This window comes from Mesorhizobium ciceri biovar biserrulae (genome assembly GCF_001618845.1).
Classification (GTDB): domain Bacteria; phylum Pseudomonadota; class Alphaproteobacteria; order Rhizobiales; family Rhizobiaceae; genus Mesorhizobium; species Mesorhizobium ciceri.
In genome coordinates this window covers 5,583,434-5,602,657 of record NZ_CP015064.1, presented here as the reverse complement: position 1 = coordinate 5,602,657, position 19,224 = coordinate 5,583,434, and the positions used below count along the sequence as shown (strand labels likewise).

Here is a 19,224-nt window from a genome sequence, read left to right as displayed (position 1 = left end):
CTGTCCGAGTGCCGGAAATACGGCGAAGATTCGCGCCCTGCCAGCGGCCAAAGACTATGGTGCGATCGCACCATATCAAAGGTTGTATCCAGTCGAGACAATGGCGGCGTTCGATTCCTCCCTTTCCAGTTACGGGCGGGAGCAGCGACCGCCGGCATGAGACAGCGTCAACCTACCCCAACGGACCTGTTTTCGGCGATGGCCCGGCCATGACACCGTCTGGCTGAGAGCAACGCGCTCCCGTCCGGCTTTTTTTCGTAAAGGCCGGCTAACCCCAAATCGCCGGCCAATCTCGGCCCCCAAGCGGAGCAAGTCTCTGATTCCGGGGACAAAGCCGGGCTGCGTGGTCAGTGCCGGCCAGGCGGCGTTTTGCTCCTCGCGATGACGCGTTACCGGGGTGACATCAAACTGTCATGCGACTGTTATAATCGAAGGCTATTGGCCTCAGCGGGCGCCGACTGACGAGCGCCGAGAGACCATCTTCCGAACAGGAGCAGGCCACATGAAGAAATTCCTCTATACGGCGTCGGCCGCTGCGCTTGCGCTCGCCGCGTCGTCCGGCTTCGCCGCCGCGCGCGACCAGATCCAGGTCGCCGGATCATCGACCGTGTTACCTTATGCCAAGATCGTTGCCGAGCAGTTCGGCGAAACGTTCACCAACTTCAAGACCCCGGTCGTCGAATCCGGCGGCAGCGGCGCCGGCATCAAGGAATTCTGCAAGGGCGTCGGCGAAGACACGATCGACATCGCCAACTCGTCGCGTCCGATCAAGGCGGACGAACTCAAGTCCTGCGCCGCCGCCGGCGTGAAGGAAGTCCAGGAAGTCCGGATCGGCTATGACGGCATCGTCTTCGCCACCGACATCAAGGGCCCGGACTGGGCCCTGGTTCCCGCCGACATCTACAAGGCGCTCGCGGCCAAGCTGGTCGTCGACGGCAAGCTCGTCGACAATCCGAACACCAAGTGGAGCCAGGTCAATCCGAAGCTGCCCGACTGGGACATCGCCGCCTACATTCCGGGCGAAAAGCACGGCACGCGCGAAGTGTTCGAGACCAAGCTCCTCGATGCCGGCTGTGACAAGGCTGCTCTCAAGGCCGCCGGCATTGCCGACGACAAGGAAATCGGCAAAACCTGCATTGCCATCCGCAAGGACGGCAAGGCCGTCGACATCGATGGCGACTATACCGAGACGCTCGCCCGCATCGACTCCAACAAGACCGGCGTCGGCGTGTTCGGCCTCGCCTTCTATGAGAACAATGCCGACAAGCTGAAGGTCGCCACCGTGGAAGGTATCGTGCCTTCGACCGAGACGATTGCCAGCGGCAAGTATCCCGTCTCGCGCCCGCTGTTCTTCTACGTCAAGAAGGCGCATCTGGGCGTCGTTCCCGGCCTCAAGGAATATGTCGAGTTCTTCCTCGACGACCAGATGGTTGGCCCGGAAAGCCCGCTCGCCGAATACGGCCTCGTTGCTGCTCCGGATGCCGAGCGTCAGGCCCAGCGTGACGCTTTCGCCGCCGGAAAGTCGATGTAATCAAGCTGCCGAACCGGGGTGCGGGTCAAATCCGCGCCCCGGTTTCACCGCAGGCCGCAATGGCGGCTGCGTTAGAATTTCCCTTGGGGTGGGTCCATGTCGTCCTTGCTCGTACTGGCCATCGTCGTTGCCCTCGGCCTGGTTGCCTTTTTCATCGGCCGGCAGCGTGCCGCGGCCCAGGACAATGGCAAGGTCAAGCCGCATTCGCGTGCCCACTATCACGGCTGGTGGGCGTTCCTGCTCGCCGTCCTGCCTGCTCTTTTGCTGCTTGCCGTCTGGGCCGTCGGTTCTTCGGTCTATCTTGACCGGCACATCCACGCTGCCTTGCCCGAGCGTACCGTCGACAGCAAGGTTGCCAGCGAGGCACTGGATGTCAGCCTGGTAAAGAGCCTCGCCAGGGGCCTGCGCAAACTCGATGCTGGCACACTGGCCGCAATGCCTGCCAGCTTTGCCGAGTTGCAGCCGCTGCTCGCCGCCAAGGGCGTGGCACTGGCGAGCGACACACAGGATTACATGATCCCGATCGCTGTCGAGGCGAACAAGGTCCAGGACCGGCTCGGCCTGTTCGGTGCCATTGTCATTCTGGCTTCCTCGATCGCCGGCGCCTTCTATGCGCTCAGGCAGATCGAGCCGCGCGCCAGGGCGCGCAACAATGTCGAGCGGCTGATGCTGTGGGGGCTGCTTGCCGCCTCCACCATCGCCATCCTGACCACCGTCGGCATCGTGCTTTCGATGCTGTTCCAGACGATCACCTTCTTCGAGAGCGTCTCGCCGATGAGTTTCTTCTTCGGCACGGTCTGGGATCCGCGTTTTGCCGCTGCCGGTTCGGGCGGCAGCCAGGGCCAGTTCGGCCTGATCCCGCTTCTTGCCGGCACGCTCTATATCGCCGCCGTCGCGCTGCTGGTTGCGGTGCCGGTCGGGCTGATGTCGGCTGTCTACATGGCCGAATACGCAACGCCCAGGGTGCGCTCGGTGGTCAAGCCGGCGCTTGAACTGCTGGCCGGCATACCGACCATCGTCTACGGCATCTTCGCCGTCGTCACGCTTGGGCCGTTCCTGCGCGACCTGTCCGCGGCGCTGACCGGCGGCTCGCCGTTCATCCAGGGCCAGAGCATCTTCACCGCCGGCCTGGTCATGGGCGTCATGCTGATCCCGGTCGTCTCCTCTCTCTCAGACGACATCATAACCGCGGTGCCGCGCGCCATGCGCGACGGGTCGCTCGGCCTCGGCGCGACCCGCTCCGAGACGATCAAGCGGGTGATCCTGCCGGCGGCACTGCCCGGCATCGTCGGCGCCATCCTGCTGACTGCCTCGCGCGCCATCGGCGAAACGATGATTGTCGTGCTGGCGGCGGGCGTCGCCGCCAACCTCACCATCAACCCGTTCGAGGCGATGACGACCATCACCGTCAAGATCGTCAACCAGCTCACCGGCGACCTCGAGTTCAATTCGCCGCAGACGCTGGTCGCCTTCGCGCTCGGGCTGACGCTGTTCACGCTGACGCTGGTGATGAACATCGTCGCGCTCTACATCGTGCGCAAATATCGGGAGCAGTACGAATGACCGACATTCCCATGGATACGATGGTCAGGCCGGCGGCCCATCCGCGCCGCGACATCGGCCTGAAGGCCCGTTACGCCGCCGAACGCCGTTTCCGCATCTATGGCGTCGTGGCGATTTCCGTAGGCCTGGCGTTCCTGGCAATCATGCTGATCACCATCGTCTCGAAAGGCTACACCGCCTTCTGGCAGACGACGGTATCGCTGCCGATCACGTTCGACGAGAAGGTGATCGATCCTTCCGGCAAGCGCGCAACCGATCCGAGCGTTCTGATCAAGGCGAATTATCCCAAGCTCGCAGAAAACGCGCTGGTGGCCAAGCTCGGCATTTCTCCTGATGACAAGCCGATGATCCAGAAGCTCAAGGGCTTCCTTTCGGAAGGCGCCCGCGTCCAGTTGCGCGACATCGTTGCCGCCGATCCCTCGGTGATCGGCACGACACGCGACGTCAACATCCTCGCCGCCGCCAATCTCGACTCGGCTTTCAAGGGCCAGATCGACCTCAGTGTCGAGGAAGCGCGACGCAAGGTCTCGGACCAGCAGATCGCCTGGATGAACAAGCTCAAGGCCGAGGGCGCGATGGCCGAGCACTTCAACAGCGGCCTGTTCACCTACGGCGCCTCCAGCCGCCCGGAAACCTCGGGCATGGGCGTGGCGATCATCGGCTCGTTTTATATGATGGTGATCGTGCTGCTGCTCGCGCTGCCGATCGGCGTCGCCGCCTCCATCTATCTGGAGGAATTCGCCAAGAAGAACCGTTTCACCGACCTTATCGAGGTCAACATCAACAATCTGGCCGCAGTGCCGTCAATCGTCTTCGGCTTGCTCGGCCTCGCGGTGTTTATCAATTTCCTGGGCATGCCGCGCTCCGCCGCTTTCGTCGGTGGCCTGGTGCTGACGCTGATGACGCTGCCGACGATCATCATCGCGACGCGCGCCGCGCTTGCCGCGGTGCCGCCGTCGATCCGCTCGGCAGCTCTCGGCCTTGGCGCCTCCAAGATGCAGATGGTGTTCCAGCACATCCTGCCGCTTGCCGCACCCGGCATCCTCACCGGCACTATCATCGGTCTTGCGCGCGCGCTCGGCGAAACCGCGCCTCTGCTGTTGATCGGCATGGTCGCCTTCGTCGCCGATCCACCGACGACGCCTTTCGATCCGGCCACCGCGCTGCCGGTGCAGATCTATATGTGGGCGAACGAGGCCGAACGCGCCTTCGTCGAGCGTATGTCCGGCGCCATCATCATCCTGCTCGTCTTCCTCATGGCCATGAACATCACCGCGATCGTGCTTCGGCGTCGGTTCGAGCGGCGCTGGTAGAAAAAAGGCATTTTGGTATGAACATCATGACCGAACAGTCCCTTGAAAACGCAGTGGGCGACAAGATGAAGTCGAACGAAGTGATCAAAATGCGCGGCGACAAGGTCGGCGTGTTCTACGGCGAGAAGCAGGCGCTGTTCGACGTCGATCTCGACGTCCGCCTGAACCAGGTGACGGCGCTGATCGGCCCCTCCGGCTGCGGCAAGTCCACCTTCCTGCGCTGCCTCAACCGCATGAACGACACCATCGATTCAGCACGGGTAACCGGCAAGATCACGCTCGACGAAGAGGACATCTACGACAAGAACATCGATGTCGTCGAACTCAGGGCGCGCGTCGGCATGGTGTTCCAGAAACCCAATCCGTTCCCAAAGTCGATCTACGAGAACGTCGCCTATGGTCCGCGCATCCACGGATTGGCCAAGCGCAAGGCCGACATGGATCAGATCGTCGAGTCCAGCCTGAAGAAGGCGGCGATCTGGAACGAGGTCAAGGACCGTTTGCAGGAACCTGGCACGGGTCTTTCCGGTGGCCAGCAGCAGCGCCTGTGCATTGCACGCGCCATCGCCGTGTCACCCGAGGTGATCCTGATGGACGAACCGTGTTCGGCGCTCGACCCGATCGCCACCGCTCGCGTCGAGGAACTTATCGACGAACTGCGTCAGAACTATACGATCGTCATCGTCACCCATTCGATGCAGCAGGCAGCGCGCGTGTCGCAGCGCACCGCGATGTTCCATCTTGGCTATCTGGTCGAGGAGGGCGCCACCGACAAGATGTTCACCACCCCCGACGACAAACGCACCCAGGACTACATCACCGGCCGGTTCGGCTGATCTCTGGCATATGAGGGACGAAGATCATGGGTGAACATACCGTCGCATCTTTCGATGAGGATCTGGAGCAGATCAGCCAGCTGATCCGCGACATGGGCGATCTCGCCCGCTCGATGGTCGGTGGCTCGACCAGGGCTTTGCTCAATTCGGACAATGCGCTGGCGCAGCGGGTGGTTTCCGATGACGCCATCATGGATGCACGCCAGCGCGAGCTGGACGATCGTGCCATCACGCTGATCGCCAAGCGCCAGCCGATGGCCAACGATCTGCGTGCGGTGGTCGGTTCGATCCGCATGGCCGGCGACCTCGAGCGCATCGGGGACCTTGCCAAGAACATCGCCAAGCGCGTCGGCACTGTCGGGCTGAGCGTCACGCCGCACGACCTTTCGCATTCGATCGACGCAATGGCGCAGCTGGTGCTGATCCAGGTGCAGGGGGTCGTCGACGAGTATGCCGCCGCTGACGCGGCAGCGCTTGCCACGCTCAGAAACAATGATGAACGCATCGACGTCAAATACACATCGGTGTTCCGCGAACTGCTGACCTACATGATGGAAGATCCGCGCAACATCACGGCGTGCACGCACCTGTTGTTTTGCGCCAAGAACCTCGAGCGGATCGGCGACCACGTGACCAACATCGCCGAAAATGCCTATTATGTTTTGACCGGCACGCAGTTGCCAGCCAATCGTCCGAAGCAGGACGAGACGGCAATGTCCGCGCCAGCGGCATGACAGGGGTGACCAGCCGATGATCGCGCCACGCATCATGGTGGTGGAGGATGAGGAGCCGCTAGGCGTGCTGCTCCGCTACAATCTCGAATCCGAAGGTTATCAGGTCGAAGTGGTGACGCGCGGCGACGAGGCCGAAATCCGGCTGCAGGAGAACGTTCCAGACCTTCTGGTGCTCGACTGGATGGTGCCTGCGGTTTCCGGTATCGAACTCTGCCGCCGGCTAAGGATGCGTCCCGAGACCGAGCGGCTGCCGATCATCATGCTGACCGCGCGAGGCGAGGAAAGCGACCGCGTGCGCGGCCTCTCGACCGGTGCCGACGACTATCTGGTCAAGCCTTTCTCGACGCCGGAGTTCATGGCCAGGGTCAAGGCGCTGCTGCGCCGGGCCAAGCCGGAAGTGCTGTCCAGCGTGCTCAAGGTCGGCGATATCGTGCTCGATCGCGAGTCGCACCGCGTCTATCGCAAGAAGAGCGAGATCCGGCTCGGGCCGACGGAATTCCGCCTGCTTGAATTCATGATGCGCCATCCAGGCCGCGTGTTCTCGCGCAGCCAACTGCTCGACAATGTCTGGGGCGAGACGATCTACATCGACGAACGCACGGTCGATGTGCATGTCGGCCGGCTGCGCAAGGCGGTCAACAACGGCCGCATGCCCGATGTCATTCGCACCATCCGTGGGGCGGGTTACGCCATTCGCGAGGACTGAACTCCCTCGTTTGAACTCACGCCACGTTCTTGCCGCCGAAACCGGATCTCGCCTGCACGCCCGGCGCAAAAATCTCCTGATCGACGAAGATCAGCGCCCGCATGGCGCAGCCTTCGCGGATCAGCGGCAGTTCGTTCGGCTCGGTGTCGAAGGAAATCGACTTGGAATGCTGGCCGCCGGCGGTCTGGGCAATCGCTTGCCGCAATGCCGGCTCGATCAGGTCGAAGGCGGCGGCGCTGACGCCGACCATGGCGACCGGCGCCGGATCGATCAGCGCGAACAGGCTGCCGAGGCCGTAGCCGAGCGCTTCGCCGGCCTTGCGATAGGCTTCCCGTTCGGGTCCGTCCCTTTCGCGGGCGGCGGCAGCCAGGGCGCGCATGTCGGCATCGCTGACATCGGCGACGGGTTCTGCATCCTCGCCCATCTGCCGCGCGTTGCGCCAGATGGCATAATTGCCGGCATAGGCTTCGACGCAGCCGCGCCGTCCGCAGCGACACAGCGCCCCGTTCGGCCGATGAATCATGTGGCCGAATTCGCCGCCCGAGGAATGGGTGCCGGTGAACAATTCGCCCTTCAGCACCAGCCCCATGCCGATGCCGTGCGACAAAAGGATAGCGATGAAATCGTCGCGGTAACGATCGGGGTCGCGCCAGCGCAGCGCCACCGCCATCATGTTGCAGTCGTTCTCCATAATGGCTGGGATGCCGAACTCGTCTTCGAATAGGTCGGCGAAGGCGATGTCGGTGTGCGGCGTGATCGGCGACCACAGCATGGCGCGGGCACGGGTGTCGGTGATGCCCTGGACGGCCAGCGCGATACGGGCGATGCTGCGCACGTCCAGGTCGGGATCTTCCAGGCGGCGACGCACGATTGCCGTGCACTCACCGATCAGCGAGTCGCGCGACATCGTCAGCGTGTCGAGCCGGCGCTGTTCCTCGGATATTACCTGGCCGGCATAGTCGATGACGGCGACCGAGAGGAAGTTCAGCGACAGCACCACGGTCATTACCGCGGCCGCTTCCGGATTGAGGCTGAGGCCGACCTGCGGACGGCCGCGTTTGAGCGAGCCGGCCTCGCTCGGCTTGCTTTCGGTCAGGATGCCTTCGACGATCAGGTCGGATGAGATCGCCGAGATCGTCGAATGGCTGAGGCTTGTGGTTGCGGCGATCTCGGTGCGCGACGGCTGTCCGGCGCGGCGCACCGCCGCGATCACCATCGCGCGGTTGCGGCGGCGCAAATCGTCGTGGCGGATTCCGACCGACATGCTCTTTCATATCCTCCCGGTCGCCGCGGTTCTTCCTGCCCTGGAACGCTGTCGGTGACGCGGTCAAATACTGGCAGAAGCCGCGCGCCGTGTCATTTTTTTATTCCGAGGCCCGAAAAAAATTCGAGACGACATCAAAATCCATCAGAATCGATGTTGACAGCGTTCGGGCGTTGGCCCAGTATTTTTTCGAGGCTCGAAAAAATAGGGCCTCTGTGCCGGCCCTCGGGCCAGTTTGGTCGCGCCATACGCGGCGCAGGGAGGATAATATGAAAAGATTCACAGCCGCCATCCTGGCGGGTGCCGCCATGTCGCTGACGCTCGCGTCTGTCGCGCAGGCGAAGGACAAGGTCGTCGGCGTTTCGTGGTCCAACTTCCAGGAGGAACGCTGGAAGACCGACGAGGCCGCCATGAAGACGGCGATCGAGGCCGCCGGCGACAAGTACATCTCCGCCGATGCGCAGTCCAATCCCGGCAAGCAGCTTACCGACGTCGAAAGCCTGATCTCGCAGGGCGCCAATTCCCTGATCATCCTGGCGCAGGATGCTTCGGCCATCGGCCCGGCCGTGCAGAAGGCGCTGGACGAAGGCATTCCGGTCGTCGGCTATGACCGGTTGATCGAGAACAAGGATGTTTTCTACCTGACCTTCGACAACAAGGAAGTCGGCCGTATGCAGGCCCGCGAAGTGTTCAAGGTCAAGCCGGAAGGCAACTACGTCTTCATCAAGGGCTCCGGTGCCGATCCCAATGCCGACTTCCTGTTCTCGGGCTCGATGGAAGTGCTCAAGGAAGCCATTGACAGCGGCAAGATCAAGAATGTCGGCGAAGCCTACACGGATGGCTGGCTGCCCGCCAACGCCCAGAAGAACATGGAACAGTTCCTGACCGCCAACGACAACAAGGTCGACGCGGTGGTCGCGGCCAATGACGGCACTGCCGGTGGCGTCGTCGCGGCGCTGACGGCTCAAGGCTTGGCCGGCACCGTGCCGGTCTCGGGGCAGGACGGCGACCACGCCGCGCTGAACCGCATCGCCCTGGGCACGCAAACCGTGTCGGTGTGGAAGGACGCGCGCGAGCTCGGCAAGAATGCCGCCGAGATCGCCTCGCAACTGGCCGACGGCAAGAAGACGAGCGACATCGCCGGCGCCAAGGACTTCACGACGCCGGGCGGCAACACCGTCAAGTCGCTGTTCCTGACTCCGGTTGCCATCACCAAGGACAATCTCAACGTCGTCATCGACGCTGGCTGGATCAAGAAGGACGAAGTCTGCGCGGGTGTCGCTGCCGGCACCGTCGCGGCCTGTAACTGATCCGGACCACTTCGAAATATCTGAACGCCGCGGCCCAAAAGCCGCGGCGTTTTCTCAAAGAATTGTGTTTCCGCATCATGCGGATAGCTTCTAGGCTGGGCTCCGGCATGCGCGTCAGACGGCCAGCCGGTGGGAGGAAATCATGACCGACACGACGTCCAACCCGCAGGCCGATACGGCGCGCGCGTCGGAACTCGGCGCCGTCGCCCGGTTCCTGAAGGCGACCGAGATCGACACCCGGATGCTCGGCATGATCGGCGCGCTGCTGGTCATCTGGATTGGGCTGCATGTCATTTCCAGCCTGCGCCTCGGCGTCAACCCGCTCGATTTCGACAGCCGCACCTTTCTCACGCCGCGCAATCTGTGGAACCTGTCGGTGCAGACATCCGCGGTCGCCATCATGGCCTGCGGCATGGTGCTGGTCATCGTCATGCGCAACATCGACCTGTCGGTCGGTTCCGCCGAGGGCCTGATCGGCATGGTGATGGGATTTGCCCAGGTGCATTTCCTGGTGCGTTTTGTCGGGCTCGAACTCGGCAATCCGTGGATCTGGGTCCTGGCGCTGGTCATCGGCCTGGCGCTCGGCCTGTTGATCGGCGCCTTTCAAGGCTTCGTCATCGCCTATCTCGAAGTGCCCGCCTTTATCGTGACGCTGGGCGGCCTGCTGGTCTGGCGCGGTGCTGCCTGGTGGGTCACATCAGGCCAGACCGTGGCGCCGCTTAACGCCACCTTTCAGCTGATGGGCGGCGGGCCGGCGGGATCGATCGGCGCAACCTGGAGCTGGGTTGTCGGGATCGTCGCCTGCCTCGCCGTGGTGTTTGGGCTGTTCAACGGGCGGGTGCAGCGCAAGCGTTTCCGTTTTCCGCTACGTCCGATCTGGGCCGAGGCGCTGCTCGGTGTCGTCACCTGCGGCGCCATCATGGGTGCGGTCTGGCTCGCCAACTCCTACCCCTGGCCGATCGGCATCGTGAACAGATATGCGGCCGCCAACAACATCACCGTTCCCGAAGGCGGCCTGTTCATCGCCCACGGTATCGCCATACCGGTGCTGATGGCGGTCGCCGTCGGGCTGGTCATGACCTTCATCACCAACCGCACCCGTTTCGGCCGCTATGTCTTCGCCATCGGCGGCAATCCCGAGGCGGCCAATCTCGCCGGCATCAACACGCGCTGGATCACCATGAAGGTGTTCATGATCATGGGCGTGCTGGCCACGATTGCCGCGGCGATCTCCTCGGCCCGGCAGAATTCGGCCACCAACGTGCTTGGAACGCTCGACGAGCTGCTCGTCATTGCAGCCGCCGTGATCGGTGGCACGTCGCTAGCCGGCGGGTCGGGAACGATCATCGGCGCCATGCTCGGCGCCCTGCTGATGCAATCGCTGCAGTCCGGCATGGTGCTGCTTGGTGTCGACTCGCCGCTGCAGAGCATCGTCGTCGGCGCCGTACTGGTGATCGCCGTGTGGCTCGACACCGTCTATCGCAAGCGCGTCTAGGAGGGCATGCCATGACTGACAAGACTGCTCCTGCAGCCACCGCGCTGATCGACATGAGGAACATCTCGATCGCGTTTGGCGGCATCCGTGCCGTCGACGATGCCTCGATCGATCTTTTCCCCGGCGAGGTCGTGGCGCTGCTCGGCCATAATGGCGCCGGCAAGTCGACATTGATCAAGATCCTGTCCGGCGCCTACAAGCGCGATTCGGGCCAGATCTTCGTCAACGGCGAGGAGGCATCAATCTCCAACCCGCGCGACGCCAAGAAATACGGCATCGAGACGATCTACCAGACGCTGGCGTTGGCAGACAATGTCGACGCCGCCGCCAATCTGTTCCTCGGCCGCGAGTTGATGACCGCCTGGGGCACGCTCGACGACGTTGCCATGGAGGCCGAGGCGCGCAAGGTGATGGGTCGGCTCAATCCCCGGTTCCAGCGTTTCAAGGAGCCGGTGATCAAGCTGTCGGGCGGCCAGCGGCAATCGGTGGCGATCGCGCGTGCGATCCTGTTCAACGCCCGCATCCTGATCATGGACGAGCCGACGGCCGCACTTGGTCCGCAGGAAACGGCGCAGGTCGGCGAACTGGTCAAGCAGCTGAAGTCCGACGGCATCGGCATCTTCCTGATCAGCCACGACATCCACGATGTGTTCGAGCTTGCCGACCGGGTCTGCGTCATGAAGAACGGCCAGGTGGTCGGCACCGCCCGCACCACTGATGTCACCCAGGACGAGGTGCTGGGCATGATCATTCTGGGCAAATGCCCGCCAGGCGCCATTCCCGGACCGGGCGCGCTGAAGATCGCGGCCTGAGATCAAGCCAGATCGCGGTTGCCGGACACGTGATATGCCAGCCGTAGGGATGGCTTGGCCTTGGCATTGTGTTGGCAGGGCGACTTGCGCATAAAGGTCCGACATTGCTCAGGGACCGCACGATCCGTTGAAGAAGCTTTTCCCGATCATCGCCTTTATCGCCGTCGCGCTGATCAGCATGGTGATGGCAGGTTTTGCCTACTTCGCCACGCAGGAAGCCGCGCGCATCAAGTTCGAGGCGACTGCCGACGATGCGCTCAACCGGATCGAGAGCCGCATCGACCTGCATCTGTCGCTGCTGCGCTCGACGCAGGCCCTGTTCGACGCCCGCAATGGCGGTATTTCTCGCAATGAGTTCAAGGCCTTCTTCACCGCGCTCGATGTCGACAAGAATTTCGCCGGCTTGCGCGGTATCGGCTTCCTCAGGCTGGCAAAGGCGGGCGACGAGGCGACGGTCGAACGCGACATGCTGCACGATTATGGCGTCAGTCATCCAATCTACCCGGACACCACGCAACCCTGGCGCACCCCTATCGTGCTGTTCGAACCGCTGGATCCATCCAATCAAGCCGGCATCGGCTACGACATGTTCAGCGAACCGGTGCGGCGTGCGGCGATCGAAAAGGCGATGTCCGACGACCAGCAGCATGCCAGCGGGCTGGTGCAGCTGGGCCAGGACACGGGCGCCGCGCAGACGTTCACCGGCTTCTTCGTTTTCGTGCGGCTCAATGTCGAAACCGCTCCCGACGTCATCAATGCTTCGAGATCCTCGACATCAGGTTTTCTCTATGCGGCCTTTCGGGCTCGCGATCTGTTCCAGACCGCGCTCAGCCGGTCGCCGCTTTTGCCGGTCAACACCGAAATCTATGATGGCGATGGTGCCGTGAACGGCGACAATCTGTTGTTCCGGTCGGAGACGCCGCCGGCTTCCACTTTCGGGAACAGGCTGCTGGTCACGCGAAAGATCATCGTCGCCGGACAGCCATGGACTGTCCTGTTCCGGCCGACAAGCGCCTTCTCGCAGCCGTCGTCGCGCGCCATTCCGGTGATGCTGGGGCTGTTCGGCCTGCTGTTGGCGGGCGCAATCGCGCTTGTGGCGCGCTATCAGGAGCGGGCCTATGAGGCAGCGTCGCGATTGCACGAAACGACGGAAAAGAGCCTGATCGAAAAAGACCTGATGCTGCAGGAGATGAAGCATCGCATCAAGAATTCGATCACCAGGGTGCTGGCGATCGCGCGTCAGACGGCATCGCGGGCGACCGACGTCAACGAGTTTTCAGCGTCCTTCTCGGCTAGGCTGCAGGCGATGGCGGCCTCCCAGGACATGCTGACGCGCTCACGCTGGCAGAAGGCCGATCTTGGCGATCTCCTGCGCATCGAGCTGGGTCAGGTGTTCGGCAAGGAGCTGCCCGATGAGCTGTTGTCGGGACCACAGGTGCTGCTCGACGAAACCACGACGCAAGCGCTCGGCCTGACCTTCCACGAACTGGCGACGAATGCGCTGAAATACGGCGAGGCCGGCAATTCCGTTGGGGCGCTGAAGGTGGACTGGTCGCTCGAAGGCCGAGGGCGCGACAGGATGCTGGCTCTCAACTGGCGCGAAAACGGGCAGAAGAAACTTGAAGCGCCCGCCGAGACCGGATTCGGCACCAAGCTGATCGACCTCAACGTGACGCGCGAATTGCGCGGTACGATCAAACGGGATTACCAAGCCAATGGGCTGAACGTGGAAATCAAAATTCCACTCGCCAATTGAGCGCGACCGTTGCCGACAAGGGGGAAGCATCCAGACATCAAAAACCCGGAAGCCGGCGGACCGGCCTCCGGATCGACGTTTCGATTATCGCCGAATTAGTTGCAGCGAGCCGTGTAGATCCGGCCGCGATGATCGCGATATTGGCAATAGCCGTTGCGCAGGTTGCGCACCAGCAGGCCGGAACCGGCACCCACGGCCGCGCCGATCAGCGCGCCCTTACCGCCGCCGACCAAGCCGCCGACACCGGCGCCGATCAAGCCGCCGCCAACCACGTCCTTCTCAGTCGAGGTGCAGCCGCTGACCGCGACCACCGCAACCAGGGCAATAATCATCTTCCGCATAGAGTCACTCCTCACTTTGTGTCCTCACTTTAGTAAGCTCCAGCCGCCATTTAGCATGAAATGACGGCCTTTGCTGCTGCAATCTATTGTTGGTGAAGATAGTCTTTTTCTGGGCGTATCGTGTTCGATGCCATTACCAGGGTGGAAATTGCCAAAGACGCGTCAAGCGTACCATCGGCGCGCACATTCCAGACGATCTGATCATAGTCGTCCTCAAGCGCCGGATCGACCGCAAGGCATTTGGCGACGATGTGGTCAGCCTGCCCTTGCACGTCGCCCAAGACGAATGGGCGTTCGGCCACGCATTGCTCGGCCGTCGCGAAAACGCTTACGGGCACCTGGAGTTCACGGCAGTCGGCCATCGTGTTCGAGCAACCGATGACCAGCAACAATGCAGCGATATGTTCCATGGCGAGAAGTCCTCTCGCCATAGTAACGGTCTACATTCGCCAAAGTTCCTGGCTGGCTTGATCGGCCGGGGAAATAAGACGGCGCTACAGCCGTTTCGGCCACCGGCCGAAACGACGTGGCCTAGTAGACCAGTTGGTGCAGGGCGACCGCCATGATCACCGCCACCAAGGCCAGCGCAACTAGGCGCAAAGCTCCGTTGGGAACAGGAGCCAGCGGTGGCGCGGAAGCCTCGGAGTCCTCAAACTCGCCCATGGAAATCCGGGCGGCCTGCTCCAGTCTGTTCATGTCGGCAACCGTCAAGGCATTCCTCCCACCATGCTGCAAATCCTGCTGCGGAAATGTTCGGTGACGCAACAAGTTCCAGCGGTATCTGGGAAAAACAGCATCTGCTTTTATGGTGAACGGCGGGTTAAGGAAGGTCGCTCAATCCGTCTCGAAATTGCCGTGCGGAACGACAAGGCGGTATTCAAGGCGGCCAGCCGCGATTTCGAGCGTCGCCGTTCCGTTCAGTGACGCCGGCACGACCCGTTCGAGTGCGACGCTGCCGAAGCGCTTCTCGCTACGCCTGACATCACTGGCGCCGATTGCCTCCGCCCATGTCAGGGACAGGGAGGTTCCCGTGTCGTCGGCGGTCAGGTTGGCTGTAACATTGACGTACCCGCCGGGCCGCGACAGGGCGCCGTAGCTCACCGAATTGACGGCGAGTTCATGCATCGCAAGGCCGATATGCAAGGCAGCGTTGGGATTGAGATAGGGGTTTGCCCCCTGAAACCTCAGGCTGCGAACCGGATCGCCGCCATAGCGGCCAACCTGGCCCGATACGAGTTCGCGAAGTGCTGCACCCCGCCAGTTGGAAGAGGTCACGAGATCCTGGGACGAAGCCAGCGATTGCAGCCGGCCGCGAAAGCGTGTCAGGAAATCGCCGATGCTGTCGGAGTAGCGGCCGGTCTGGGTGGCTATGCTCTGGATGATCGCCAGCAGGTTTTTCGAGCGATGGCTCACCTCTCGCAACAGCGTCGTCAGGGTCTGCTCGCGGCGCTTCTGCTCCGTCGTCTCGACCATCGTGGTGACGACGCCTTGCACGGTGCCACCATCGCCGTGATCGGCATCGATCCACACCTCGAACCAGCGGCTGCCATCCTCGACGGGAACGCTGATTTCGAGACGTTGGGGGTTGCCGGATGCAATGACGTCGCGCTTGGCCGCGCCGATGCGGTCGGCCTGCGCCTCCGGCAGGATGCCGATGCTGTCGGCGGTGTCCGAAACCCAAGGCGCACGCATGTTGCGCGCCCATACGGTTTTCATCTCGCGATCCTGGTAGAGAACGGAAATGCCGGCATTGTGCAACGCGTGAAGAAGAGCACGGCCGAGCTGCATGCCGCTGTCGGCGGGATGGAGGGCGATGACTTCATCGCTTTGCACGGCGTCTTTCCTGTTTCCGGTCCTGGAACCCATCGGCCAATCTGTCCACCCAATTCAGGCTGAACGGCTCATCGTTGAATGAGTTCCAAACAGGTTTCCGGAAAACCCGCCGCCAAAAACGGTCCGCCGGACGGCGTCCTTTGAGGGACACCGCCCGGCGGTGGCTGGAAACCGTTTGAGGGGTGCGGCTTCCAGTGTTCGGCCGTCCGTCCTTACGAAGCCCGTTTGAACAGGCCCGCAAGAAGCGAAATGACCAGGAAGGCGAGGAAGATGAAAAACAATATCTGCGCTATGCCGGCGGAGGTACCGGCGATGCCGCCGAAACCAAGCGCGCCGGCGATGATGGCAACGACGAGAAATACGAGCGCCCAGTAAAGCATGATCCATCTCCTTCGAATGGTGCGATGAAAACGTGGGTGGTTGCGGTTTGTTCCCACCCTTTGCCGAAAAAGACCGTGCTTGCAAATCGTTCGAGCGGAACCGCAGGAATTCACCGTCGCCGCCCGGGTGCATCAGGCGGCACGAAGTGACGAATTGATCATCTGGAGAGATTCGGGAGCGAGGCTATCGCCTTGGGTTCGTCAATTCCTCCACTCCCAATTCCCCACTATGCGGCGGCTTTCGCCTGCCGGTCAAAGAACAGTGCCTGGCTGATCAGCGCCTTGACCATGTCGGGATTGAACGGCTTGGTGACCAGGAAGGCCGGTTCCGGTCGTTCACCAGTCAACAGGCGCTCGGGGAAGGCGGTGATGAAGATGACCGGCACCGACGTCGATGACAGGATTTCGTTCACGGCCTCGATGCCGGAACTGCCGTCGGCAAGCTGGATGTCGGCCAGCACCATCTTCGGCCGCGTCTTGCCGAACATCATCACTGCCTCGGCATGGGTGCGCGCCGTTCCAACGACGCGGTGCCCGAGGCTCTCGACCATTTCTTCGATATCCATGGCGATCAGCGGTTCATCCTCGATGATCAGAACGTCGGTTGCCACCTGACGGGATATCTCGTTGCTCGCCTGGGCAAGCAACTCTGAAAACTCCTGATCACCGACGTCAAGGATCTCAGCCGCTTCCTCCTCGCTGAAGCCTTCGACCGCCACGAGCAGGAAGGCCTGACGGGGCCGCGGCGCGATCGCATTCAGATTGGCGGCGGTGCGCTGTTCCCACGCCGATTGCGCCTGTTCCTGTGGAACGCGGATGGCGACCGATGTGAAAAGCTTGGCGAAAACCTTGTACAGCGCGATGCGGTCGCTCGATGCTTCGGGAAATATCTCGATATCGGCGATGATGGCTTCAAGCATCGCAGCGACCAGCGCGTCACCACTCTCTTGCGACCCGGAAACAGCCCGCGAGAAGCGGCGCAGGAAGGGCAGATGTGGTGCGATGGTGGCGGATAAGCTCATGGTAAGACGTCTCCCTCAGAATGACGCGATTGCGTAGCAGGTCAAGCTGACTGCAAGCCCTGATAACGCGGATTTTTTGAAAAAGTTCCACCTCGACGGAACAAAAGCCGGGGAGTGGCGTTTGTGGTGGGGATGGGCAACCAGACGAGGGCGCCGCTTGCGTTGTGTTGAGTACGGTAAGAGCGGCTTGAGCGCTGGGAATACAAGGGCAAAATGAAGGATATGACGAAAGATATTCTGACTGGCGCCGAGAGCAGGCGCCGGAACGGTTCTGGTGACGCTCTTGGGCCGAACTCCGAAATCGGACGCAAACTCAAACAATATTACGACGCGCTGGTCTCCGACGATGTGCCGGATCGCTTTTCCCAGTTGCTTAGCCAACTGGAACAGGCTGAACCCGCACAGAAGAAGGACTGAGGCATGGCCGCGGTCTCACAAGGCTTCAAGACTGATCTGCTTGGGGCAATCCCAAGTCTGCGCGCGTTTGCCGTGTCGCTGACGCAAAATGCCGATAAAGCCGACGACCTCGTCCAGGAAACACTCGTCAAGGCTTGGGACAAGCATGAGAGCTTCCAGCCCGGCACCAATCTCAAGGCCTGGCTTTTCACCATCCTGCGCAACGAGTTCTATTCGCAAATGCGCAAGCGCGGGCGCGAAGTGCAGGACAGCGACGGTATCATGACGGCGAGGCTTGCCGTTCATCCGGCCCAGCACGGTCAACTCGACCTGAAGGACTTTCGCGGGGCGCTGGAGCAGTTGCCGGAGGACCAACGCGAAGCCATCATCCTCATCGGCGCATCTGGTTTCTCCTACGAGGAGGCCGCGGAGATCTGCGGCTGCGCGGTGGGGACGATCAAGAGCCGCGTCAGCCGAGCCCGTACCCGCTTGCAGGAGATCCTGAAAATATCAGGTGAGGACGAGTATGGTCCGGACGCGATTTCGGCCCAGGTAACGAGTTCGCCGGCGAGCTGACCGCGATCGCGTCTCAAGCGCGTCCGCAGGCCGCCGCGACCGCTTGCACCAGGTCTTCACCTGAATAGGGTTTGCCAACCAGCCTGACGCCCGGAAACGATGCCTTGATTTCATCCGCATCCGAATAGCCGGACGCAAACACGAAAGGTATGCCTGCCGCGCGCAGCCCGGAAGCGAAATCGATCGTCGAGGCGCCGCCCAGCATCAAGTCGACAATGGCTGCATCGAATCGCGTGGCGACTTCCCGGCCATCGACCTCGGTCAGGTCACGGGCGATCACCACCTCATCGGCGCCATGATCGCGGCAAAGTTGCTCGACATCCATGGCGATGAGAAATTCGTCCTCCAAAACGAGAATCCGCAATCCGTCAAGCAATGTGGGCACGGGCAAAGACTCCTTGAAACGCCGGAGTCATGATCGCTAATTGGCTCGCTGTCATTTAAAAAAGACATGTGGCCAGCGGGCGGAACCTCAATCCTTGCAACGCGTTGAAACGCGGCTCTCCAAGAGCGGCTTTCGAAGGGGTCGAGCGGGCTTTCGAAGGGGGCGAAATGTCAGTCCAGAACAATAACGCTTTCTCCAGCCGCCAATATCCTTGCGAGAACTGCCCATTGCGGCCGTTGCCGGTTTTCCGCGACTTCGAAAAACAGGAGCTGGCCTTCATCAGCAAATTCAAGAAGGGTGAACTCGCGGTCGACAAGGGCGACACGGTGCTGGTGGAGGGAAGCCATAGCGCCCATCTCTACACCGTGCTCTCCGGCTGGGCGTTTCGCTACAAGCTGCTGCGGGATGGCCGTCGCCAGATCCTCAATTATCTCATGCCCGGCGATCTGATCGGCCTGCAAGGCAGTGTGATGGGCGAGATGCAGCATTCCGTCGAGGCACTCTCACCGATGCTGCTGTGTGTTTTCGAGCGCGAATATCTGCACGAGCTGTACCGCAATCATCCCGGGCTGGCCTACGACATCACCTGGATCGCATCGCGCGAGGAGCGGATGCTGGACGAGAATCTGCTCAGCCTCGGGCGCCGCAGTGCGATCGAGCGCGCCGCCTATCTCATCGCCTTCATCGGCAGCCGGGCAAAGGTCGTCGGACTGAATGGCAGCCAATCCGTCCAGATACCGATCACGCAGCAGCACATTGCCGATACGCTCGGCCTGTCGCTGGTTCACACCAACAAGACGATCCGCAAGCTGATGGATCGCAAGCTGATCGTCTGGCGCGACGGCGGCTGCGCGGTCTCCGACAATGAAGGGCTCAAGCGGCTCGCCGGCTGGGAAGGGCTGGGCGAGGCGCGCCGGCCACTAATCTGAGGAAGCGTCTTTTTGCGAAGCCGGCGGATCGGGTGCGCGCTG

At 62.0% G+C, this 19,224-nt stretch carries 21 protein-coding genes; 13 read left to right on the top strand and 8 right to left on the bottom strand.

What is annotated here, in order from left to right:
• The first annotated feature begins 502 nt into the window (after nucleotides 1-502).
• The 6 genes from A4R29_RS26405 to phoB all read left to right on the top strand — a co-directional run bounded on the left by A4R29_RS26405 (nucleotide 503) and on the right by phoB (nucleotide 6,683).
• Complete coding sequence (locus A4R29_RS26405; RefSeq protein ID WP_027163159.1) at nucleotides 503-1,531, top strand: PstS family phosphate ABC transporter substrate-binding protein; 1,029 nt, start codon at nucleotides 503-505, stop codon at nucleotides 1,529-1,531.
• A 96-nt stretch (nucleotides 1,532-1,627) separates the two neighbouring features.
• The gene (gene pstC, locus A4R29_RS26400; protein ID WP_063173198.1) at nucleotides 1,628-3,094 is read left to right on the top strand and encodes a phosphate ABC transporter permease subunit PstC; all 1,467 of its coding nucleotides are present in this window, start codon (nucleotides 1,628-1,630) and stop codon (nucleotides 3,092-3,094) included.
• Nucleotides 3,091-4,407, top strand: a complete 1,317-nt coding sequence (gene pstA / locus A4R29_RS26395; RefSeq protein WP_063173197.1) for a phosphate ABC transporter permease PstA — start codon at nucleotides 3,091-3,093, stop codon at nucleotides 4,405-4,407. Before pstC ends, pstA begins: the two co-directional genes overlap by 4 nt.
• 17 nt (nucleotides 4,408-4,424) lie before the next feature.
• Nucleotides 4,425-5,243 (top strand): phosphate ABC transporter ATP-binding protein PstB, encoded by an 819-nt coding sequence (gene pstB / locus A4R29_RS26390; RefSeq protein ID WP_013529271.1) that lies wholly within the window; start codon nucleotides 4,425-4,427, stop codon nucleotides 5,241-5,243.
• 26 nt (nucleotides 5,244-5,269) lie between these two features.
• Nucleotides 5,270-5,977: a phosphate signaling complex protein PhoU gene (gene phoU, locus A4R29_RS26385; protein ID WP_013529272.1), complete on the top strand. Its 708-nt coding sequence runs from the start codon at nucleotides 5,270-5,272 to the stop codon at nucleotides 5,975-5,977.
• Between the two features lie 16 nt (nucleotides 5,978-5,993).
• Complete coding sequence (gene phoB, locus A4R29_RS26380) at nucleotides 5,994-6,683, top strand: phosphate regulon transcriptional regulator PhoB (protein ID WP_010911896.1); 690 nt, start codon at nucleotides 5,994-5,996, stop codon at nucleotides 6,681-6,683.
• A 16-nt stretch (nucleotides 6,684-6,699) separates the two neighbouring features.
• Here phoB and A4R29_RS26375 read toward each other — a convergent pair whose 3' ends face one another.
• Nucleotides 6,700-7,947, bottom strand: coding sequence for an ROK family protein (locus A4R29_RS26375; RefSeq protein WP_063173196.1), 1,248 nt, complete (start codon nucleotides 7,945-7,947; stop codon nucleotides 6,700-6,702).
• A 269-nt stretch (nucleotides 7,948-8,216) separates the two neighbouring features.
• On the opposite strand from A4R29_RS26375, the gene xylF reads away from it, so the two are divergent.
• The 4 genes from xylF to A4R29_RS26355 all read left to right on the top strand — a co-directional run bounded on the left by xylF (nucleotide 8,217) and on the right by A4R29_RS26355 (nucleotide 13,320).
• The gene (gene xylF, locus A4R29_RS26370; protein ID WP_013529274.1) at nucleotides 8,217-9,257 is read left to right on the top strand and encodes a D-xylose ABC transporter substrate-binding protein; all 1,041 of its coding nucleotides are present in this window, start codon (nucleotides 8,217-8,219) and stop codon (nucleotides 9,255-9,257) included.
• A gap of 142 nt (nucleotides 9,258-9,399) precedes the next feature.
• Nucleotides 9,400-10,752, top strand: a complete 1,353-nt coding sequence (locus A4R29_RS26365) for a sugar ABC transporter permease (RefSeq protein WP_013529275.1) — start codon at nucleotides 9,400-9,402, stop codon at nucleotides 10,750-10,752.
• Between the two features lie 11 nt (nucleotides 10,753-10,763).
• The gene (locus tag A4R29_RS26360; RefSeq protein ID WP_013529276.1) at nucleotides 10,764-11,564 is read left to right on the top strand and encodes an ATP-binding cassette domain-containing protein; all 801 of its coding nucleotides are present in this window, start codon (nucleotides 10,764-10,766) and stop codon (nucleotides 11,562-11,564) included.
• Between the two features lie 127 nt (nucleotides 11,565-11,691).
• On the top strand, nucleotides 11,692-13,320 hold the full coding sequence (locus A4R29_RS26355) for a CHASE domain-containing protein (protein ID WP_063173195.1): 1,629 nt from the start codon (nucleotides 11,692-11,694) through the stop codon (nucleotides 13,318-13,320).
• 95 nt (nucleotides 13,321-13,415) lie between these two features.
• Here A4R29_RS26355 and A4R29_RS26350 read toward each other — a convergent pair whose 3' ends face one another.
• The 6 genes from A4R29_RS26350 to A4R29_RS26330 form a co-directional block, all read right to left on the bottom strand.
• Nucleotides 13,416-13,661 carry a YMGG-like glycine zipper-containing protein gene (locus A4R29_RS26350; RefSeq protein WP_013529278.1) on the bottom strand — a complete coding sequence of 82 codons (246 nt, stop codon included), beginning with the start codon at nucleotides 13,659-13,661 and terminating at the stop codon, nucleotides 13,416-13,418.
• 83 nt (nucleotides 13,662-13,744) lie between these two features.
• Nucleotides 13,745-14,071 carry a hypothetical protein gene (locus A4R29_RS26345; protein ID WP_063173194.1) on the bottom strand — a complete coding sequence of 109 codons (327 nt, stop codon included), beginning with the start codon at nucleotides 14,069-14,071 and terminating at the stop codon, nucleotides 13,745-13,747.
• A 121-nt stretch (nucleotides 14,072-14,192) separates the two neighbouring features.
• The gene (locus A4R29_RS26340; RefSeq protein ID WP_013529280.1) at nucleotides 14,193-14,372 is read right to left on the bottom strand and encodes a hypothetical protein; all 180 of its coding nucleotides are present in this window, start codon (nucleotides 14,370-14,372) and stop codon (nucleotides 14,193-14,195) included.
• Nucleotides 14,373-14,495: 123 nt separating this feature from the next.
• Nucleotides 14,496-15,527: a sensor histidine kinase gene (locus tag A4R29_RS26335; protein WP_063169141.1), complete on the bottom strand. Its 1,032-nt coding sequence runs from the start codon at nucleotides 15,525-15,527 to the stop codon at nucleotides 14,496-14,498.
• Nucleotides 15,528-15,706: 179 nt separating this feature from the next.
• A complete protein-coding gene (locus tag A4R29_RS33405; RefSeq protein ID WP_013529282.1) occupies nucleotides 15,707-15,874 on the bottom strand; it encodes a DUF1328 domain-containing protein in 168 nt (55 codons plus the stop codon).
• Nucleotides 15,875-16,101: 227 nt separating this feature from the next.
• On the bottom strand, nucleotides 16,102-16,896 hold the full coding sequence (locus tag A4R29_RS26330; protein ID WP_013529283.1) for a response regulator: 795 nt from the start codon (nucleotides 16,894-16,896) through the stop codon (nucleotides 16,102-16,104).
• 213 nt (nucleotides 16,897-17,109) lie between these two features.
• On the opposite strand from A4R29_RS26330, the gene A4R29_RS26325 reads away from it, so the two are divergent.
• Nucleotides 17,110-17,313: a NepR family anti-sigma factor gene (locus tag A4R29_RS26325; RefSeq protein WP_032809255.1), complete on the top strand. Its 204-nt coding sequence runs from the start codon at nucleotides 17,110-17,112 to the stop codon at nucleotides 17,311-17,313.
• A 3-nt stretch (nucleotides 17,314-17,316) separates the two neighbouring features.
• Entirely contained in the window at nucleotides 17,317-17,868 is a 552-nt protein-coding gene (locus A4R29_RS26320) for an RNA polymerase sigma factor (protein ID WP_013529285.1), read from the top strand.
• 13 nt (nucleotides 17,869-17,881) lie between these two features.
• Here the strand turns inward: A4R29_RS26320 and A4R29_RS26315 are convergent, their stop codons facing one another.
• Nucleotides 17,882-18,193, bottom strand: a complete 312-nt coding sequence (locus A4R29_RS26315; RefSeq protein WP_050580453.1) for a response regulator — start codon at nucleotides 18,191-18,193, stop codon at nucleotides 17,882-17,884.
• A gap of 227 nt (nucleotides 18,194-18,420) precedes the next feature.
• Between A4R29_RS26315 and A4R29_RS26310 the strand changes: the two genes are divergently transcribed.
• Nucleotides 18,421-19,182 (top strand): Crp/Fnr family transcriptional regulator, encoded by a 762-nt coding sequence (locus tag A4R29_RS26310; protein ID WP_063173193.1) that lies wholly within the window; start codon nucleotides 18,421-18,423, stop codon nucleotides 19,180-19,182.
• Nucleotides 19,183-19,224 lie beyond the last annotated feature (42 nt).

What these genes read in the sequence shown, in the direction of transcription:
- A4R29_RS26405 (WP_027163159.1), top strand. Translation starts at nt 503, where the DNA reads ATGAAGAAATTCCTCTATACGGCGTCGGCCGCTGCGCTTGCGCTCGCC.
- pstC (WP_063173198.1), top strand. Translation starts at nt 1,628, where the DNA reads ATGTCGTCCTTGCTCGTACTGGCCATCGTCGTTGCCCTCGGCCTGGTT.
- pstA (WP_063173197.1), top strand. Translation starts at nt 3,091, where the DNA reads ATGACCGACATTCCCATGGATACGATGGTCAGGCCGGCGGCCCATCCG.
- pstB (WP_013529271.1), top strand. Translation starts at nt 4,425, where the DNA reads ATGAACATCATGACCGAACAGTCCCTTGAAAACGCAGTGGGCGACAAG.
- phoU (WP_013529272.1), top strand. Translation starts at nt 5,270, where the DNA reads ATGGGTGAACATACCGTCGCATCTTTCGATGAGGATCTGGAGCAGATC.
- phoB (WP_010911896.1), top strand. Translation starts at nt 5,994, where the DNA reads ATGATCGCGCCACGCATCATGGTGGTGGAGGATGAGGAGCCGCTAGGC.
- A4R29_RS26375 (WP_063173196.1), bottom strand. Translation starts at nt 7,947, where the DNA reads ATGTCGGTCGGAATCCGCCACGACGATTTGCGCCGCCGCAACCGCGCG.
- xylF (WP_013529274.1), top strand. Translation starts at nt 8,217, where the DNA reads ATGAAAAGATTCACAGCCGCCATCCTGGCGGGTGCCGCCATGTCGCTG.
- A4R29_RS26365 (WP_013529275.1), top strand. Translation starts at nt 9,400, where the DNA reads ATGACCGACACGACGTCCAACCCGCAGGCCGATACGGCGCGCGCGTCG.
- A4R29_RS26360 (WP_013529276.1), top strand. Translation starts at nt 10,764, where the DNA reads ATGACTGACAAGACTGCTCCTGCAGCCACCGCGCTGATCGACATGAGG.
- A4R29_RS26350 (WP_013529278.1), bottom strand. Translation starts at nt 13,661, where the DNA reads ATGCGGAAGATGATTATTGCCCTGGTTGCGGTGGTCGCGGTCAGCGGC.
- A4R29_RS26345 (WP_063173194.1), bottom strand. Translation starts at nt 14,071, where the DNA reads ATGGAACATATCGCTGCATTGTTGCTGGTCATCGGTTGCTCGAACACG.
- A4R29_RS26335 (WP_063169141.1), bottom strand. Translation starts at nt 15,527, where the DNA reads ATGGGTTCCAGGACCGGAAACAGGAAAGACGCCGTGCAAAGCGATGAA.
- A4R29_RS33405 (WP_013529282.1), bottom strand. Translation starts at nt 15,874, where the DNA reads ATGCTTTACTGGGCGCTCGTATTTCTCGTCGTTGCCATCATCGCCGGC.
- A4R29_RS26330 (WP_013529283.1), bottom strand. Translation starts at nt 16,896, where the DNA reads ATGAGCTTATCCGCCACCATCGCACCACATCTGCCCTTCCTGCGCCGC.
- A4R29_RS26325 (WP_032809255.1), top strand. Translation starts at nt 17,110, where the DNA reads ATGAAGGATATGACGAAAGATATTCTGACTGGCGCCGAGAGCAGGCGC.
- A4R29_RS26320 (WP_013529285.1), top strand. Translation starts at nt 17,317, where the DNA reads ATGGCCGCGGTCTCACAAGGCTTCAAGACTGATCTGCTTGGGGCAATC.
- A4R29_RS26315 (WP_050580453.1), bottom strand. Translation starts at nt 18,193, where the DNA reads ATGGATGTCGAGCAACTTTGCCGCGATCATGGCGCCGATGAGGTGGTG.
- A4R29_RS26310 (WP_063173193.1), top strand. Translation starts at nt 18,421, where the DNA reads ATGTCAGTCCAGAACAATAACGCTTTCTCCAGCCGCCAATATCCTTGC.